13 protein-coding genes are annotated in these 14746 nt (G+C 68.1%); 3 read left to right on the forward strand and 10 right to left on the reverse strand.

What is annotated here, in order from left to right; genetic code table 11:
* Nucleotides 1-7: 7 nt before the first annotated feature.
* From DFO45_RS12830 to DFO45_RS12875, 10 genes are all read right to left on the reverse strand, one after another.
* Nucleotides 8-1621 carry an acyl-CoA synthetase gene (locus tag DFO45_RS12830; protein WP_133865158.1) on the reverse strand — a complete coding sequence of 538 codons (1614 nt, stop codon included), beginning with the start codon at nucleotides 1619-1621 and terminating at the stop codon, nucleotides 8-10.
* A gap of 187 nt (nucleotides 1622-1808) precedes the next feature.
* Nucleotides 1809-2489 (reverse strand): ribulose-phosphate 3-epimerase, encoded by a 681-nt coding sequence (rpe, locus tag DFO45_RS12835; protein WP_133865159.1) that lies wholly within the window; start codon nucleotides 2487-2489, stop codon nucleotides 1809-1811.
* Between the two features lie 66 nt (nucleotides 2490-2555).
* Nucleotides 2556-3542: a class 1 fructose-bisphosphatase gene (locus DFO45_RS12840; RefSeq protein WP_012170339.1), complete on the reverse strand. Its 987-nt coding sequence runs from the start codon at nucleotides 3540-3542 to the stop codon at nucleotides 2556-2558.
* A gap of 106 nt (nucleotides 3543-3648) precedes the next feature.
* Nucleotides 3649-4086, reverse strand: a complete 438-nt coding sequence (gene folB / locus DFO45_RS12845) for a dihydroneopterin aldolase (RefSeq protein WP_133865160.1) — start codon at nucleotides 4084-4086, stop codon at nucleotides 3649-3651.
* A gap of 53 nt (nucleotides 4087-4139) precedes the next feature.
* On the reverse strand, nucleotides 4140-4955 hold the full coding sequence (locus DFO45_RS12850; RefSeq protein WP_133865161.1) for a hypothetical protein: 816 nt from the start codon (nucleotides 4953-4955) through the stop codon (nucleotides 4140-4142).
* 80 nt (nucleotides 4956-5035) lie between these two features.
* Complete coding sequence (locus DFO45_RS12855) at nucleotides 5036-6166, reverse strand: ATP-grasp domain-containing protein (protein WP_133865162.1); 1131 nt, start codon at nucleotides 6164-6166, stop codon at nucleotides 5036-5038.
* Between the two features lie 580 nt (nucleotides 6167-6746).
* Nucleotides 6747-7181, reverse strand: a complete 435-nt coding sequence (locus tag DFO45_RS12860) for an HIT family protein (protein ID WP_133865163.1) — start codon at nucleotides 7179-7181, stop codon at nucleotides 6747-6749.
* A gap of 164 nt (nucleotides 7182-7345) precedes the next feature.
* Nucleotides 7346-8188 (reverse strand): transglutaminase family protein, encoded by an 843-nt coding sequence (locus DFO45_RS12865; protein ID WP_133865164.1) that lies wholly within the window; start codon nucleotides 8186-8188, stop codon nucleotides 7346-7348.
* Nucleotides 8189-8289: 101 nt separating this feature from the next.
* Nucleotides 8290-9240 carry an alpha-E domain-containing protein gene (locus DFO45_RS12870; protein WP_012170345.1) on the reverse strand — a complete coding sequence of 317 codons (951 nt, stop codon included), beginning with the start codon at nucleotides 9238-9240 and terminating at the stop codon, nucleotides 8290-8292.
* A gap of 103 nt (nucleotides 9241-9343) precedes the next feature.
* Entirely contained in the window at nucleotides 9344-10759 is a 1416-nt protein-coding gene (locus tag DFO45_RS12875; RefSeq protein ID WP_012170346.1) for a circularly permuted type 2 ATP-grasp protein, read from the reverse strand.
* Nucleotides 10760-10921: 162 nt separating this feature from the next.
* Between DFO45_RS12875 and DFO45_RS12880 the strand changes: the two genes are divergently transcribed.
* The 3 genes from DFO45_RS12880 to DFO45_RS12890 all read left to right on the forward strand — a co-directional run bounded on the left by DFO45_RS12880 (nucleotide 10922) and on the right by DFO45_RS12890 (nucleotide 14716).
* Nucleotides 10922-11671, forward strand: a complete 750-nt coding sequence (locus DFO45_RS12880) for a molybdopterin-binding protein (protein WP_133865165.1) — start codon at nucleotides 10922-10924, stop codon at nucleotides 11669-11671.
* 128 nt (nucleotides 11672-11799) lie between these two features.
* Complete coding sequence (locus DFO45_RS12885; protein WP_133865166.1) at nucleotides 11800-14100, forward strand: xanthine dehydrogenase family protein molybdopterin-binding subunit; 2301 nt, start codon at nucleotides 11800-11802, stop codon at nucleotides 14098-14100.
* 187 nt (nucleotides 14101-14287) lie between these two features.
* Nucleotides 14288-14716, forward strand: coding sequence for a cytochrome c (locus DFO45_RS12890; RefSeq protein WP_081433957.1), 429 nt, complete (start codon nucleotides 14288-14290; stop codon nucleotides 14714-14716).
* The last annotated feature ends 30 nt before the right edge of the window (nucleotides 14717-14746 follow it).

A 14746-nucleotide genomic window follows, 5' to 3' on the forward strand; every position in this document is an offset into this window, starting at 1 on the left:
CGTTTCCTCAACCGAGGCGGCGCAGCTCGCGGCGCAGGATCTTGCCGGTCGCCGTCATGGGCAGCGCATCGGTGAAGGAAACGTAGCGGGGATATTCGTGCCCGGAAAGGCGGGTGCGCACATGGTCCTGAATTTCCGCCGCCAGCGCGTCGGAGCCGAGTTGGCCCGGTTTCAGCACCACCCAGGCCTTGATGGCTTCCGTGCGGACCGGGTCCGGCACGCCCACGACGCCCACCATGGCGACGGCCGGATGGCGCAGGATGCAGTCCTCGATCTCGCCGGGCCCGATGCGGTAGCCCGCGGACGTGATGACATCGTCCGAGCGGCTCATGTACCAGAGGTAGCCCTCCTCCTCCTGCCGGCCGAGGTCGCCGGTCAGCAGGAAGTCGCCGGCGTATTTGTCGGCGGTGGCGGCCGGGTTGTTCCAATATTCCAGCATCATCACTGGGTCGCCCCGGCGCACGCCGATATGGCCCTGCTCGCCGGTCGGCACCTCGACGCCGTCCTCGTCCACGATGCGCACGTCGTGACCGGGAATCGGCTTGCCCATGGCGCCGGGGCGGATGGGGAAGAAGTTCGAGTTGGAGCCGACCACCAGATTGCATTCGGTCTGGCCGTAGATCTCCCGGGCCTCGACACCCAGACGCTCCTGCACGAAGACGCCAAGCTCCGCGCCCAGTGTCTCGCCACCCGTCAGCAGGGAACGCAGGACGAGACCGGGGTGTCGTACGTCCGCCTGCCGCAGCAGCTTGAGCGCGGTGGGCGGCAGGAAGACGTTGCGCACCTTGTGCGTCGCCATCAGCGCCATCGCCGCATCGGGATCGAACTTCTTCGCGCGGTGCGCGAGCACGGGCACGCCGAGATAGAGGGTCGGAAACAGCACGTCGAAAAGGCCGCCGATCCACGCCCAGTCCGCGGGCGTCCAGTGCAGGTCACCCGGCTGCGGCATCCCTTGGTGGATGAATTCGATGCACGGCAGATGCCCGAGCAGGATGCGGTGGCCGTGCAGAGCGCCCTTGGGATTTCCGGTGGTGCCCGAGGTGAAGATGATGATCGCGGGGTCGTCCGGCCCTGTGTCGGAGGGCGTGAAGGCGTCCGATGCGCGGGCCATGGCGGCGTCGAAGGAGATGGCCCGCCCGTCGCCTTGATCCGGACCGGTGACGAACACATGGGTGAGGTCGGGCACCTCGTGCCGGATGCGGTCCAGTTTGGCGAGGCCCGCAAGGTCCGTCACCAGCGCCTTCGCGCCCGAATTGGCGAGCCGGAAGGAGAGCGCTTCGTCGCCAAAGAGCGTGAACAGCGGCACCGAGACCAGCCCCGCCTTGAAGGCTGCCAGATGCGCGATGGCGGTTTCGGGCGCCTGCGGCAGGAACACCGCCAGCCGATCTCCCCGCTCCAGTCCGCAGGCGGCGAGCACATTGGCGAAGCGGTTGGTGAGGCGCTTCAGTTCGTCGAACGTGTAGGTGACGAGTGCGCCGCTTTCCTCCACGAACAGCAGCGCCGGCTTTCCCGATCCGTCCGCATGGGCATCGACGCAGGCGGTGCCGATGTTGAAGCGATCGGGAATCCGCCAGCGGAAGGCTCGGACGAGATCGTCATAGCGCGCGGCCTCAGGCAGCATGGGCATGTCCTCCGGCGCCGCTTGCGGGCGCTTATCGTTCCTGTGCTGGCGCACAGCCGGCCGGAGCGTTGGCGCGCTCTGCCGGAGATCGGAAACGATCGAACGTTTTTTTAATGCGGAGGTCAAGGCGGCAGGAGCGTGGCCCCGCCGCATGAGTGATCGTCGGGCCGTGCGCGCCGGCGGCGGTTCAGGCCACGAGGCCGAGGGCGCTGGCGGCCGAACTGCGGATGGCGGCGATGTTGGCGCGGTAGCCTTCGATGCCGCCCTTGAAGACGGCCGAGCCCGCCACCAGCACGTCGGCGCCCGCCTTGGCGCAGAGGGCGCCGGTGGTGGGGTTCACGCCGCCGTCGATCTCCAGGCGGATGTCGCGGCCCCGGATCATGTCGCGGATGCGCTCCACCTTGGGCAGCACGTCGGGAATGAAGGCCTGCCCGCCGAAGCCGGGGTTCACCGTCATCACGCAGACAAGGTCGATCTTGTCGAGCAGGTAGGTGAGGACGTTCTCATGGGTCGCCGGATTGATGGCGACACCCGCCTTTTTGCCGAGGCCCCGGATCACCTGCAGGCAGCGGTCGAGATGGTCGGTGGCTTCCGCCTGCACCGTGATGATGTCCGCGCCCGCCGCCGCGAAGGCCTCGAGATACGGCTCCACGGGGGAGATCATCAGGTGCACGTCGAACACCTTGTCGGTGTGCGGTCGCAGCGCCTTGATGACGTCCGGGCCGAAGGTGATGTTGGGCACGAAGTGGCCGTCCATCACGTCGAGATGGATGTAATCAGCCCCCGCGGCGGCCACGTCACGCACTTCCTCTCCCAGCCGGGAGAAGTCCGAGGCGAGGATGGAGGGGGCGATGAGGGGACCGGTCATGAGGGGGCTCCGAGAAACAACGGCGGGAGGCGCTTGGCCTCCCGCATATGGGTGCGTTCTGCGCGTTCAGTAATAGCTGGCGATGTGTGCGACTTCCTCGCGCGAGCCGAACACCAGCGGGATGCGCTGGTGGATCTGCTTGGGCTGGATGTCGAGGATGCGGGTGGTGCCGTCGGTGGCCGCGCCGCCCGCCTGCTCGGTCACGAAGGCGATGGGGTTCGCCTCATAGATCAGGCGCAGGCGGCCGTCCGCATAGCCCTTCCGGCTGTCGCCCGGATAGAGATAGACGCCGCCGCGGGTGAAGATGCGGAAGGCATCCGCCACCAGCGAGCCCACCCAGCGCATGTTGAAGTCCTTGCCGCGCGGACCGTCCTTGCCGGCGAGGCAGTCGTCGATATAGCGCTGCGTGGCCTTGGCCCAGTGGCGCACGTTCGACTGGTTGATGCCGTATTCCTTGGTCGCGGCCGGAATCTCCACCTTCTCTCGGGCGAGGATGAAGGTCGCGGTGTCGTGGTCGAACACGAACACCTGCGTGCCCTGGCCGAGCGAGGAGACAAGGATGGTTGCCGGACCATAGACCAGGAAGCCGGCTGCGATCTGCGCCGAGCCAGGCTGGAGCAGCGCTGCGGCCGGGTCCGGATGCTGTTCCAGGTCGTAGGGCAGGATCGAGAAGATGGTGCCGATGGAGACGTTGGTGTCGATGTTGGAGGAGCCGTCGAGCGGGTCCACCGCCACCACCACGCGGCCGTGCGGATCGAGCGGGATCGGCGTCTCGCTCTCCTCGGAGGCGAGGAAGGCCACCGGGGCGCGGCCGAGCGCGTCCACCAGTTCTTCCTCGGCGATCACGTCCAGTTCCTTCTGGGCGTCGCCGCCGGCATTGGCCTCGTCGCCGCGCACCTTGCCGAAATCCTCGGCGAGGGGGCCACGGGCCACGAGTTCGGCGATCGAGACGCCGGCCTCGGCCAGACGCTCCACGGTGGCGGCCACGGCGCACCGCAGCGGATCGGCACCGGCCCAGTCGTCCAGGAAGGCCTGCAGGGTCACCTCGCTCACCGCGTCTCTCCTTTTACCGTTCGGACGGCGTCCTTATGGCCCAAGCCGGGCAGAAGGTCACGCCTCGCCCGGCCATAAAATGCGGCTGTGGCGGCGGTGGGGCGGCTCAACGGCCGCGGGTGATGTCCACGCCCACATCCCCGAACACGCCGGTGATGGGCGCTCCCGGCTTGCGCACCGCGATCCGCACCTGCTCGATGAGCGGGAAATGGTCGAGGAGGCGGGTGGCGATGCGCTCGGCGAGCGTCTCGATCAGGCGCACCGTGTCGTCCTCCACCACCGCTTTGATGTGGGTGTAAACGTCCTGATAGGAGACGGTGAGATGGGCATCGTCGGCCCAGGCGGCGGGGCGGGTGTCAAGCCACCAGTCCGCATCCACGATGAAGCGCTGGCCGAGCACCTGCTCCTCGGGATGCACGCCGTGGCGGGCGAAGAAGGGCAGGTCGCGCAGGAACAGCCGGTCGTTGCGCCGGGGACGGGGGGCGGCCTCCGGGGCGCTGCTCTCTTGGGGGCTCGGGAAGGCTTCGGGATCGGGAGCGGACATGGACGCCTCGCGCAACGGGACAGCGGCCGCCGGTGGGCGGCCAGTCCCTTCCGTCATGCGCGCAATTTGAGCTCGATGGCAACCGGTTGCGGCAGATGGGGCATCTGGGGCGGGCGCCCGTTGCGGATGAAATCCGGCAGGAAGGCCACGGGATTGACCCCGAGCGACTTGTGCAGCCCCACATAGCTGAGGGCAAGTCCGGGCGAGATCGCGGTGACGCAGGGGCCATCCGGCGTCCGGCAGATGTCGATGTCGAAGAGGCCGCTCAGTCCCGGCACGGCCCGGACGACAGACAATGCGAGGGAGGCGAAGGGACCGGAACGCTCCGCTGCGGCACCGATGGTCATCGCCGCAAGCCGCCCGTCGGGGGCGAGATGCCGATGGTGGAGCGCCAGCACCGCCAGTCCGTCCGAGCGGGCGAGGACCGAGAGCGACAGGGCATCGCCCCGCGCATTGGGGTCGGCCGGGATGCCCGCGGCGGTCAGGGCGGCAGTCAGGCGGTCAGGGGCCGAGAGCAGCTCGAGTGCCTCCGCCCGATGACCGATTACCCGCCGCCCGCACGCGCGGAAGGCACCGACGAGGGCGGCGGTGCGGCTCGCATCCCGCGACAGGGGCCAGACCAGATCCGCGTCTGCGCTCAGGGCACGCCAGGCGGCGCGGGGATCGACCCCTTCTCCCACGGCGGCCATGATCCCGTCCCCGGCGCCGAGGCGGTCATCCTGTGCGACGGTCACGGAGAGGCCCGGCACCGATTCCAGATCGTGCACGAGCACCGTGCGCAGCAGCAGCGCCTCGGCAACCGCTTCGCCGGGCAGGGGCTCGGCCCGCATGCCGCCGCCCGTGAGGAACTCGCAGACAAAGATCCGCATCCTCTTCCCCGCTTCGAAGCGGCCTTGCGCGCCTCGAGAGCTTCGGGGCCCGCCGTAAGGCCGGATCTTGCCGCCGGCGTTCAGACGGCGAGCGCGATCCGTTCGAGACCCAGCCATTCGCGCACCTCGTGCACGCGGTCCTCCAGCACCCGTTCTGCGGCTTCCGCGGTGGGGCCACCCGCCCGCACGGCGCAGATGTGGGCACCGGCGCGGACCGCGGTGCCCGGCGCCGGCCGGTCCACGGCCGCTGCGGGCCAGTCACTGTCCGGGATCAGCACGTCCTCTTCCGCATAAAGCAGGGCGCTGGCGCGATGTTCCGCTGGGACTGCGAGGGAGGAAGGCAGCTTTCCGCCGCAGGCGGCCAAATGCAGGCCCATGAGCGGCGGCAGAGGATCGGTGTCGAGAATGTCCAGCATGGCGCTGAGGCGGGGCGTGACCTCCACCAGCCACCAGCCCTCGCGGCCCACCACCACGTCGATGGAGACGAGGCCGACAAGGCCGCAGGCGCGCGCCACGGTCAGCGCCGCCGCGATCATCCGCCCCGCATGGGCGGTGGGCAGGGCGACCGGGCCCACCATGCCACCATAGCGGAAGGGTTGGACATCGTCGGGGTAGTGCCACTGCCGGCAGGCACCCACGAACAGGGCCTCTGTGCCGTTGGCCAGAAGCTGGATGGAATAGGTCTCGCCCGCCACCTCGCGCTGGAGGAAATGGCCGGGGGCAGGCGGCGTGAGGTCACCGAAATCGCGACGCCGGATATGCCCGCCGCCGGCCCCGCCGATCTTCTTCTCCAGCACCGGCCCGGCGGCAAAGCCGCTGTCGGGCGCCTCGATAGTGACAGCAGGGAAGGGAATCGAGAGCGCTCCGCACAAAGCGGCGAGGGCGAGCGGATCCTTCAGCACGCGCACGGTATCGGCCGTATTGCCGAGGATGGGATTGCGCGCGGCGATCCGTTCCATCAGGGCCGGATCGTCCTCGAGTCCGCTGCCGAGCACCACGGGCAGGCCAGCGGGAGCAAGGCCGGTGAGGGCGGCAATGAGGTCATCACCGTCGAAGGCATGGCCGTTGGCCCGGTGCACGCGCACGCAGCGCGCCGCCTTCGCGCAGGTGTCGAGATTGGCGAAAAGGTCCAGCGAGAGGGGCGACAGCCCCGCGCGCGCCGCGCTGGCAACGAGGGGACGGGCGCACAGAGAGATGATGGCAAGATCCATGTTGCGTCGGTCCGTCAGGAGCGAAAACGCCGCCAGGCAGCGCTTTCGGGAAGAGGAGGCGGCCGCGGAGCGGCCGGCAGGTGGCTCGTGCGGCAGGCTGCCGGCCCCGATCCGCGCGATCCTTGATCGGACCGGGGAAAGGCCTGCGCCCTAACGTCGCTCGGCGTGGGAACCGATGCGCGTCCTGCCGGAGGCGCCTTCGCCCGCCCTGCACCGCAGCCGGATCGAAGACAGTCCTTCGGCATCCTTGAGACTGACGGACCGATCAGACGGGTCTGACGGGATCAGGCTCGGCGGCGTTCTGCGGGCGTGTCGGTCCGGCCTCTGGCCGAAACCGCGACACCTGCGGGCCGGCGGCATGCGCCGCCCGCTTCCCGGAGTGCCACGCGGGACAGGCCTTCCACGAAGGCTGCGCACGGCGTGGAGACGATATCCGCGACGAGCCGGTCCATTCCGGCCGCCGCGTCAGATCCCCCCGCACGCGGTCAATCACCATAATGGCTTGTTAAGCATACCGGCCGAGGGCCCACGGTGGGAAGGCCCCTTCCGTGCGGCGCAGCATAAGCTTGGCCATAGGGGCTCAGCCGGCGAGGGCGGCCTTCAGCCGGGCCGCGTGGTCGGCCAGCACGTCATTGTTCTCCATTTCGCTGGCGGGCGGCTTCATGGCGACGCCGGCGACGCGCGGGATCACATGCACGTGCAAATGGAAGACCACCTGCCCGCCGGCTTCCTCGCTGAACTGCTGGAGCGTGATGCCGTCGGCCTTGAACACGCCCTTGGCGGCTCTGGCCACCTTCTGCGCCACCTTGTGCACATAGGCGAGATCCTCGGGATCGATGTCGAGGATGTTGCGGGCGGGGGCCTTCGGGATCACGAGGGCATGGCCCGGCGCGCGCGGCATGATATCGAGGAAGACGAGCGCCCGGTCGTCCTCATAGACCTTGTGGGCTGGCAGCTCGCCACGCAGGATCTTGGCAAAGACGTTGTTGGGATCGTAGGCGGGCGTCTCGCTCATGGTCTGTCCTCCGGGGACGGTCCCAGCGGGCCACGTCCCTTGCTCTTGTCATGGAAAGCGGCCGGCCGGACTGCGGCGCCCGCATCGGGAGATGCGCATCGCAGGCGCGGGCGAGCGGGTCAAGGTGCGCCCGCGCCGCGCCGGATCATGCTGCCGCTGCCGGGCTATTGCTGGCGCTGTTTCTGGCTTTGCTTGGCGGGCGAAGCCGGGCGCGCCTTCTGCAAGGCGTCGCAGGCCACCGCCTTGTTCTGTGCGCTGATGCCGGTGGAGAGCATGGGCGCGACGCCGTGGGAATCGAGCCCCGCGGCGAGGCGGACATAGGATTCCGTCGGGCAGAGATTGGCACCGCAGTCGAAGCCGACCCAGCCGATTCCGGGCACATGGGCTTCCGCCCATTCGCGGTAGGCGGCGGAGGCATCGTCCTGCGCCGCATAGCCGGAAACCTGCCGCGCCGGGATGCGCAGGGCGCGGGCCGCGCTCAGGAACAGGTGACTCAGCTCCGCCGAGGTGCCGGTCCCGGCCGCCAGCACCTTGGCGGCGGGAAGGGCGGCGGTCTCCGCATCGGCGGCGGCCTCGGGGAAGCGCTCGTGCAGGCCCACCATGAGAGCATGCAGCCGCGCCAGCGGCTCCTTCGCCTCGGCGGCGATCTCCGCCGCCAGCGCGTGGATGGCCTCGTCCGGCTCGGTGAGCATGGTCTGGCGCAGGAACAGGGACGGCGGGAAGCGCTCGGCGCTGCCGGCAACGATGCCGGTGGTGTCCTGCGCGTCCACCTCGCCCTCGGCGACCACCGTCATGGCCTCCACCGTGCCTTCGGCGGAAAAGCTATGGACCAGATTGCCGAAGGCATCCTCCTCCGCCATCAGCCGGGCGTCCGGCGTGACATCGAGCGTCCATCGCAGGATGTGCTGGCCCACATGGCTGCGCGGCGTCAGCCGCAACGTGGCAATGGCCTGCCGGGCTGCCGGCTCGAACCGATGCGTGATCTCATGGCGCACGCGCACCCGCATTCCCGCTCCCCCTCGCTCCGGCCGCGCCTTTCGTGCGGTCCGAATCCCAAGACCTCTGTATCCGGCAGGTATCCCATGCCCCTGGCCGGAGATCCGGCCCGTCAGGTCAGGTACTGCTCGGTGATCTCGTTGCCCAGTTTATAGTTGTCGACGATGAAATCGCTGATGAATTCGTGCAGTCCCGCCTGAAAGATGTCCTCGATGGAATGGTTGGACAGCTTGGCGAGCGTCGCGCGGGCAAGGCGCTGGGCCGGGCCCTGCCGGCCATAGGCGCCGGCGATGTCGTCGAGGCTGCGTGACAGGTTGTCGTAGCAGGCGGCGAGCGAGCGCGGCATCTGGCGGTTCAGGATCAGCAGGTCCGCCACCAGCCACGGCTTCACGCTGTCGCGATAGACCCAGTGGAAGGCGGTCAGCGCCGAGACAGAGCGCAGGATGGAGGCCCACTGGAAGTAATCGAGCGGCCCGCCGACGTGCTCCTTCTCGGGCAGCAGCACGTGGTACTTCACGTCGAGGATGCGCGCGGTGTTGTCCGCCCGCTCCACATGGGCACCGACGCGGGAGAACCAGTAGGCGTCGTTTCGCAGCATGGTGCGGAAGGTGGCGCCGTCGAAGCGCAGGGATGTCTCCTTCACGAAGGCGAGGAAACGCGCCAACTCTTCTCTGGTCATCGCCTTGTCGGGGAAGGCCCGCAGCTCGATCCAGGCCGAATTGATCACGTCCCACATCTCGGAGGTCAGCGCGGTGCGCACCGAGCGCGCATTGGTGCGGGCCACCTCGAAGGAATTGCGGATGGACGAGGGATTGGCGGGATCGAAGGCGAGGAAGGAGACCACATTCTCCTCGGTCGCATTCTCCAGCGGTCCATGGCGGGCAATGAAGCCGTCCGTGCAGCCGGCGGTCAGCACGGCCGAACTCCACTCATTGGTGGAGCCGCCGTAGGTCACCGGGGTATGGGACAGGCGCTGGGCCACGTCGAGGATGCGCGCGAGGCAGTCGGCGCGTTCCACATAGCGGCTCAGCCAGTAGAGGTTGTCGGCAGTACGGGAGAGCATGACCAGCCCATCTCACAGGAAGAAGGCGTGCGGCGCCAGAGGTGCCGCGGCGTTGTGACGGTTGCGTCCGCAGGACGGGACATGCGGACGCGCCCACCGGTCCTCAGGTATCCAGCACCCAGGTGTCCTTGGTGCCGCCGCCCTGGCTGGAGTTCACCACCAGCGAACCCTCCTTCATGGCAACGCGGGTGAGGCCGCCGGGCACGATGCGCACCTTGTCCGAGCCGGACAGGATGAAGGGCCGCAGGTCCACGTGGCGCGGGGCGATGCCCTGATCCACCAGCGTCGGGCAGGTGGAGAGCGCCAGTGTGGGCTGGGCGATGAAATTGGAGGGATCGGCCTTCAGCTTGGCGCGGAAGGCTTCGATCTGCGCCTTGTCCGACTTCGGCCCCACCAGCATGCCGTAGCCGCCGGAGCCGTGGACTTCCTTCACCACCAGCTCTTCGAGGTGCTCCAGCACATACTTCAGGTGATCCGCCTCGCGGCAGCGCCATGTCGGCACGTTGGCGAGCAGCGGTTCTTCCCCGAGATAGAATTTGATGATCTCGGGCATGTAGCTGTAGACGGCCTTGTCGTCCGCGACGCCGGTGCCCACCGCATTGGTGAGGGTGACGTTGCCGGCCTTGTAGGCGCTCATCAGCCCCGGCACGCCGAGCACGCTGTCGGGCCGGAAGGCGAGGGGATCGAGGAAGTCGTCGTCGAGGCGCCGGTAGATCACGTCCACGCGCTTCGGCCCCTCGGTCGTGCGCATGTAGACGATGCTGTCCTTCACGAAGAGGTCGCGCCCCTCCACCAGATCGACGCCCAGCTTGTCGGCGAGGAAGGAGTGCTCGTAATAGGCCGAATTGTAGATGCCGGGGGTGAGGATCACCACGTTCGGCTCGTGCGCGCCGTTGGGCGAGAGCGAACGCAGGGTGGCGAGGAGATCGTCGGCATAATTCTCCACCGGCGCCACGCGATGGAGCGAGAACAGTTCCGGGAACAGCCGCAGCATGATCTCCCGGTTCTCCAGCATGTAGGAGACGCCGGAAGGCGTGCGCGCATTGTCCTCGAGCACGTAGAAGGTGTCGGGATCGGTGCGCACGATGTCGATGCCGGCGATGTGCACGTAGAGATCGTGCGGCACCGGCTGGCCGTTCATCTCCGGCCGGAAGGCGGGGTTCTGATAGACGAGATCCTCCGGCACGATGCCGGCGCGCAGCACCTCGCGCTTGGAATAGACGTCCTTGATATAGAGGTTGAGCGCCTTGACCCGCTGCTCAAGGCCGCGCGCGAGCCGCGTCCACTCGTCATTGGTGATGATGCGCGGAACGATGTCGAAGGGAATCAGGCGTTCCTGGGCGTTCTGCTCGCCATAGACCGCGAACGTGATGCCGATTCGGCGGAAGATGAATTCCGCTTCCTTGCGCCGATGGTCCAGCACGTCGTGCGGAACGTTGGACAACCAACGGTTTAGCGTTTCATAGGCTTTACGAACGCTGCCGTCGTCACTGGACATCTCGTCGAACGCACGCGCCATCGGGACTGCCACTCCGCTTCGTTTCAGCCTATGTACAAACATCGTGCCAAGGAAGGGCTAACGCGCCAGCGCCATCCTTATTCCAGCGCAATGATGAAACGTGTGACTAATATTTAGGCTGCAGCGGGCGGTATGGCCGTGCTGCGGGCAGGAGAGCGGACCATGACGGAGGCACTCGGCACGCGAACGATCACCGCAGCGGTGCTGGTGATCGGCGACGAGATCCTTTCGGGGCGGACGAAGGACAAGAATGTCGGCCATATCGCGGAGCGTCTGACCGAGATCGGCGTCGATCTGCGCGAAGTGCGGGTTGTGCCCGATGTGGAGGAAGAGATCGTCGCGGCGCTCAACGCGCTGCGCCATCGCTATACTTACGTCTTCACCACCGGCGGCATCGGCCCGACCCATGACGACATCACCGCCGACAGCGTGGCGAAGGCGTTCGGCGTCTCCATCGATGTCGATCCCCGTGCCCGCGCGATGCTTCTCGAATACATTGCCGAAAAAGATCTCAACGAGGCCCGCCTGCGCATGGCGCGCATTCCGGCCGGCGCCGATCTCATCGTCAACGAGGTGTCCAAGGCGCCGGGCTTCAAGATCGGCAATGTCATCGTGATGGCCGGCGTGCCGCGCATCATGCACGCCATGCTGGAGGCGGTGCTGCCGACCCTCGACACCGGACCGAAGATGCTGTCGGAAACCATCCTGGCCAATGCCAAGGAGGGCGACATCGCCGGCCCGCTGCGGGAGATCGCCGAGCGCTTCCCCGGTGTGTCCATCGGCTCCTATCCCTTCCTGTCGGAGACGGGCCCCAACACCAATCTCGTGGTGCGCTCGCGCGATCCCGAGCTGCTGGCCAAGGCCGCCAAAGAGGTGGCCGACATGGTGGCGGCGCGTCAGCCGGCGGCCTGATACCGCAAGGCATGCCGGAGGTTCATGGGCTTCCGGCCCGCCATGCGGCGGCGCATCATCGCGCCTGCGCATGGGCGTGCTACCGATGAGCGTGCTACCCATGGGCGGCAGAACCGGTGGAGGTGCGGATGAAGTTCGGCGTCGGTCAGCCCCACACGCGCGTCGAGGACGCTGCCCTGCTCTCCGGTGCCGGCCGCTATGTGGGCGATGCCGCCGCCCGTGCGCAGGCCTACGCCGCTTTCGTGGTCCGCTCCCCCCACGCCCATGCGCGCTTCTCCTTCCCCGATCTCGGGGCGGCGCGCGTGCTGCCGGGGGTGAAGCTCGTCCTGACCGCCGAGGACATTGCCGAGTTCGGCTCCATGCCGGTGGCGGCCACCATCACCGTCACCGGTGAGGACCGGCTCTGGATCCCGCCCCATCCGGCGCTGGCGGGCGGCATTGCCCGCCACGTGGGCGATCCGGTCGCTGTCATCGTGGCCGAGACGCTGGACATGGCGCGGGATGCGGCCGAGGCGATGGAGATCGACTGGGAGCCGCTTCCCGCCGTCGCCGAGCTTGCCGCAGCCGCCGAGGACGAGGCACCGCTTGTCTGGACGGAGCGGCCCGGCAACATCGCCTTCACTTCGGAATTCGGAGACGCTGCGGCCGCCGACACCGCCTTCGCCGGTGCGGCGCATGTGGCGCGGCTGCGGCTCGTCAACAACCGCATCGTCACCAATTACATGGAGACGCGGGGCGTCATGGCGGAGGTGGAGGAGACGGGACGCATCCGTCTCACCCTCGGCAGCCAGGGCAGCCACCTGCTGCGCAATGCCATCGCCGACAAGGTGCTGAAGTGGGACCGCGAGGACCTGCGCGTGGTCACGCCGGACGTTGGCGGAGGCTTCGGCACCAAGATGTTCCCCTTCAGCGAATATCCGCTCATCGCCTTTGCCGCCCGCGTGCTGGGCCATGCGGTGGCGTGGATCGGCGACCGCAGCGAGCATTTCCTCGCCGACAGCCAGGGCCGCGACAACATCACCGACGTGGCGCTGGCGCTCGATGCCGATGGCCGCTTCATCGGCCTTGAGGTCGATACGATTGCCAATATGGGCGCCTACCTCTCCTATTACGGCCCGTTCGTGCCGTGGGGCGGCGCCTCCATGCTGCCCGGTGTCTATCGCATCGGCGCCTTCCATGCGCGGGTGCGCGGCGTCTATTCCCATTCGGCCCCGGTGGATGCCTATCGCGGGGCGGGCCGTCCCGAGGCGGCCTATGTGATCGAGCGCATCGTGGATGCGGCCGCGCGCGAGACGGGCATTCCGCCCGAGGAACTGCGCCGGCGCAACTTCATCCAGCCCGAGGAGATGCCGTTCCGCACGAAGACTGGGCGGCTCTATGACAGTGGCGAGTTCGATGGCCACATGACCCGTGCGCTGGAAGTGGCCGACCATGCCGGCTTTTCGGAACGGGCGGAACGCTCGGCGGCGGCCGGCAAGATGCGCGGCTTCGGCTTTGCCTGCTACATCGAGGCCTGCGGCGGGGGCACGGCCGAGCCGGCCTTCCTCACGCTCGGCACGGATGGCGGCGTCACCGTGAAGATCGGCAGCCAGTCGAGCGGGCAGGGGCACCAGACCGCTTATGCCCAGCTCGTCGCCTCCGAGCTGCAACTGCCGCTCGAACAGGTGCGGGTGCTCCAGGGCGACACCGACGATCTGCCGGCCGGTTCCGGCACCGGCGGCTCGCGCTCCATCCCCATCGGCGGCGCGGCCGTGAAGGGCGCGGCGCGGCACATGGCCGAGAAGCTCAAATCCCTCGGGGCCGAGGCGCTGGAGGCGGATGCGGCGGACCTCGAATTCCTTGATGGCGCCCTCGTGGTGGCGGGCACCGACCGGCGCCTGACGCTGGCCGAACTCGCCAACCATCCGGCGGCGACCGCCGAACATCTGTCGGCGACCGACGCCTTCTCGGCCTCCGAGGCCACCTATCCCAACGGCACCCATGCCTGCGAGGTGGAGATCGATCCCGACACCGGCGCCGTCGAGATCCTGCGGTATGTGGTGGTGGACGATTTCGGCGTGACGCTGAACCCGCTGCTGCTGGCCGGACAGGTGCACGGCGGCATCGTACAGGGGGTGGGGCAGGCGTTGCACGAACGCACCGTCTATGACGAAGACGGCCAGCTCCTTACCGCCAGCTTCATGGACTATGCCCTGCCGCGCGCGGCGGACCTGCCGGACATCCATTTCGAGACCCGCAACGTGCCCTGCCGCACCAATCCGCTGGGCGTGAAGGGCGCCGGCGAGGCGGGCGCTATCGGCTCGTGCCCGGCAGTCATGAACGCAGTGGTGGACGCGCTGGCGCGGGGCTGCGGCGTGACGCACATCGACATGCCGGCGACGCCGCTTGCGGTGTTCGACGCCATTACGAGCGTACAGCCGGCAACCTGACGCAACGTTCCCGGTTTCCTGGAAGAAACGTACCGGCGGACGGGAAAGGCAAAACGACCTGCAACTCTTGCGGGATGATCTGTGTCTTTACCATCACGCTTTCGAGAGTCGTCGCGAAGGCGGATGGTGACTGTCATCTGCGCAGTCTAGAACCAGTCTGGTTCCAATCGACTCGCAGGAGTTGTCGATGCGCATTGCGGTGCTTGCCGCCCTTCTCGTCCCCCTCGCCGCGACGGTGGTTGTCGCCCAGACCGATCCGATCGCCCAGCGCAAGGCCGTCATGAAGGAGATCGGCGAACAGACCAAGGCCGCCGGTGCCATCGTGAAGGGCGAGGCGCCCTACGATGCGGCCAAGGCCGCCGCCATCTTCAAGACCTATTCGGAAGGCGCGGACAAGTTCGGCGCGCTGTTCCCCGCGGGCTCCGACAAGGGCGACACCAAGGCCGCTCCGGCCATCTGGTCCGACCGCGCCGGGTTCGACGCCGCGCTCGCCAAGTTCAAGGCGGCGGTGGCGGCCAATATCGACAAGGTCGGCACCGCCGACGGCTTCAAGACCGCCATGGCGGCCGTCGGCCCCGAGTGCCGCGCCTGCCACCAGAGCTACCAGCAGCGCTGAGCGCATTCACCGGTCAGGGCAATCGGGCCG

It is taken from the genome of Azorhizobium sp. AG788, from assembly GCF_004364705.1.
Classification (GTDB): domain Bacteria; phylum Pseudomonadota; class Alphaproteobacteria; order Rhizobiales; family Xanthobacteraceae; genus Azorhizobium; species Azorhizobium caulinodans.